The sequence below is a fragment of the Peptacetobacter sp. genome, assembly GCF_029264495.1.
In the GTDB taxonomy this organism is placed as follows: domain Bacteria; phylum Bacillota; class Clostridia; order Peptostreptococcales; family Peptostreptococcaceae; genus Peptacetobacter.
The window spans coordinates 1-3,976 of sequence record NZ_JARIBH010000026.1 but is presented as its reverse complement, the minus strand read 5'-3'; the positions used below and the strand labels follow the sequence as shown (position 1 = coordinate 3,976).

General features: G+C 26.6%; 3 protein-coding genes. All 3 read right to left on the bottom strand.

Going from position 1 to position 3,976, the window contains the following annotated elements:
* Positions 1 to 194: 194 nt before the first annotated feature.
* Complete coding sequence (locus tag Q1J78_RS02695; protein WP_300279757.1) at positions 195 to 1,586, bottom strand: peptide MFS transporter; 1,392 nt, start codon at positions 1,584 to 1,586, stop codon at positions 195 to 197.
* A gap of 583 nt (positions 1,587 to 2,169) precedes the next feature.
* Entirely contained in the window at positions 2,170 to 3,561 is a 1,392-nt protein-coding gene (locus Q1J78_RS02690) for an aminopeptidase (protein WP_442952117.1), read from the bottom strand.
* Between the two features lie 294 nt (positions 3,562 to 3,855).
* Positions 3,856 to 3,976 (bottom strand): hypothetical protein (locus Q1J78_RS08675; RefSeq protein WP_300277768.1); only part of this gene is annotated, 121 nt, incomplete at its 5' end.

Here is a 3,976-nt window from a genome sequence, read left to right as displayed (position 1 = left end):
CTGTTTTTCCTGCATCTAAGCATTTTTTGTATTTTTCATTTACTGCTTCTAATTCTTTTAACTGACAATCAGTATATTTTGTCCAAAGATTTTTTGACATTTCAAAATACCTCTTTTCCTTTATATTTATTTAAATATATTATTTATATTTAAAGTGTAGCAGTAAAACTGCTACACTTTTATTTTATCATAATTTATTTATTTTTAAATTCATCTAATGCCATTAACTGAACTAATTTCTTTCTTAGTATAAATAGCATTACTGCGAATACTATAAGAACACCTGATATTGTTGCAAATATCTGATTGTATCCCATACTTTCAGTAAGACCTGCTAATTTACCAGATAATAAGTTAGCGAAGAAGTTACTTAAATACCAAGCACCCATTGCTAATGAACCATATCTTACTGGAGCTAATTTATTGAACATCGCCATACCTATTGGTGATATACAAAGTTCTCCTATTGTTAGTAAGAAATAAGCTAATAAAACAAATGCTAAGCTCATTTTAGCACTACCATCAACTACTCCACCTAAAGTTTTTATACCTACTATTAAAACTATGAAAGCTGAAGCTGTTAATAACATACCTAATGCCATTTTAGTTGGTATTGGTAAATCACCTTTTTCAGATTTTTCAAGTTTTAACCATAAATTTGCAAGTATTGGTGAGAATGTTACACAAAGTATAGCATTGAATGATACTAACCATGGAACTGGTACTGTAAATCCACCTATATTTCTATCAACTAAATCATTCATTAATATTGAGAATGAAGTCTGAGTTTGGAACCATGCTGCCCAGAATAAAACAACGAATACAAATAAAACTGCCATTGCAACTATTCTGTTTTTTTCTATTTTTGTTAAAGGCTGATGTTCAACATGTCCTTCATTAACAGTTGATTTTTTAGATTTTTTGTTTACAGGATATTTACCTACTTCACCTAACCATTTTGGTGACATAACTGCTATAAATATTGCTACTACAAACATTACTATTGCTGACATTAAGAATATATATCTATAACCATAAGATAATATTTCACCTGTTGAAGATATTTCTGCAAACCATTTATCTGCTATAAGACCTGAGAATATTGGACCAAAGAATGAACCTATATTTATGGCCATATAGAATAATGCATATGCTGCATCTTTTCTAGTTAAGTCATCTTGATCATATAAAGAACCAACAAGGTTACTTATCTGACCTTTAAAGAACATACCTGCTAATATAAGAACTAATAATCCCATCCATATACCACCAATTGATGGTTTAGCAAAGAATAAAGTTACATATCCTAATCCTGTTAAAATTGATCCTAGTACAAGAGATTTCTGAATTCCTAAATAGTTATCTGTTATCCAACCACCAAGAATTGATCCCATATAGTTTACTGCTGTATAAAGACCTATGATTGATGATGCCTTAGCTACACTAAGACCAAGACCATTTGCACTTATATCTGCTGTTAAGAATAATATAAATACAGATGAGAATGCATATCCACAGTAACTCTGAAGTGCTATTGAAATGTTAACAAGCCAAAGTCCTATAGGATGCTTAGTTTTTTCTGACATATTTTTGTCCTCCTTTAAATTTTTTATTTTAATTTTTAAAATAATCTAATTTATTAATAAAATATTTTAAAAATAATTAATAATATTAATATTTTAAAATTTGTATTTAATTGTCATATTTTATAAATATATACAGTTTTTTAATATTTTTATAAAACTTATTTTCATAAATATATATTATTTTTAAGTTTAATATATGTAGTAAAAAACTATTTAGCATTTATAAAAAACGTTTTTCTTATCTAGTTAATATATTAACACCATTTTTATTTTTTGTCTATACCTTATTTAAATTTATTTTTTATATTAATTTTCTTTAATATATATATTTATAATCAATTATATTATTTTTATTAAATTTAATATTTTCAGAATATATTTAATTTAATAAGGTTCGTTTTATTATTAAATATATTTTTCCTTTTGTATATTTTTTTATCTTATAAATCTGATTCTTATTAATTTGCCTTTAATTTTTTAAGTTTTATTATAAAAAAAAGAACTAGAATATTTTCTAGTTCCTTTTCTTGTTTTTATTTTTATATTTATTAGTAAAATAAAATATTTATAAATTTATTTCAAATTAAGCATTTTTTAAGAAAGCTTTATATGCTCTATATGCTTCATATATATCAGCTTTGCTTCCTACTTCATATGGTGCATGCATATTTAATACTGATACTCCACAGTCTATTACTTGCATTCCGTAATTTGCTGTTATGAAAGCTATTGTTCCACTTCCACCAACATCTACTTTTCCCATTTCTACTATTTGATATCCAACTTCTGCATCATCCATTATTCTTCTTAATTCAGCAAGGTATTCTGCATTCGCATCATTTGAACCATTTTTCCCTTTAGATCCTGTATGTTTGTTGAATGTTATACCAAATCCTATTGTAGCTGTACTTCTTCTTGTAAAGTATTCTGGATATAAAGGATCATAACAAGAGCTTACATCTGATGATAGCATTTTTGAATTTTGAAGTGCTCTTCTAACTTTTACATTAGAATCTCCTTCTGTTAATGCTACTAATTCTGCTACCATATTTTCAAAGAATTTTGACTGCATTCCTGTTGCACCCATACTTCCTATTTCTTCTTTGTCCACTAATAAACAACAAGAAGTTCTTTTAGTATTTTCCATTTCTAATATTGCAAATAATGATGGGAATGCACATATTCTATCATCATGTCCATATGATAAAATCATACTTCTATCAAGACCACAATCTCTTGCTTTTCCTGCTGGTACTATTTCTAATTCAGCTGACTGGAAGTCTAATTCATCCATTCCATATTTTTCACATAATATGTTTAATACATTTTGTTTTACTGCTTCTTTTTGATCTTCTTTTAATTCTGTTTCTGATAAAGGTCTACTAGCTATTAATATATCTAAGTTTTCACCTTCTATAACTGTTGCAGCAGGTTTTTCTAACTGAGCTGCTCCTAAATGTACTAATAGATCAGTTATTACAAAGACTGGATCATTTTTATCTTCACCTATATTTACATTTACTACAGTTCCATCTTTTTTAGCTATTACACCATGTAATGCTAGTGGCTCAGTTACCCACTGATATTTTTTTACTCCACCATAATAATGTGTATCTAAGTATCCTAATCCATCTGATTCATATAAAGGGTTCCGTTTTATATCTATACGAGGAGAGTCAACATGAGCTCCTAATATGTTCATACCATGAGATATTGGTTCTTCACCTATTTGGAATAATGCAATTGCTTTTTTCATACAGCATGCATAAACTTTATCTCCAGCATTTAAATTTTTACCTTCAGATATTACATCTTCAATATTTCTGTATCCTGCTTCTTCTGCCATTTTTACAGATAGTGCTATTGTTTCTCTTTCTGTTTTACATTCATTTAAGCACATTTTATACTTTTCATTTAACTCATGTAATTCTTTTAATTGATTTTCATCATATTTGTTCCAAAGATTTTTTTTCATGTCCATTTCAATCCACTCTTTTCTCAGTTAAATTTTATATAATTTTACTAGTTAATAATTTAAATATTATTAACGTTTTCCCTTTTGATACTTATATTATCACTCTGTTTATTTTTTGTCCATAATATAAAGTTATTTTTATATGCTAAGGAAAAATATTCAATTTTTTTATTTTATAAATATTTAATAGAATTTCTTTTCTTTTTCTAAATTGTATTAAAAAGAGATATAATTTAAATTTTAAACTATATCTCTTTTTTATCTCTTTTTTAATAAAATTATTTATATAATTTATTATGCGTTCTGTAAGAATGCTTTATATGCTCTTACAGCTTCGTATATATCAGCTTTACTTCCTACTTCATATGGTGCATGCATATTTAATACTGCTACTCCACAGTCTATTACCTGCATT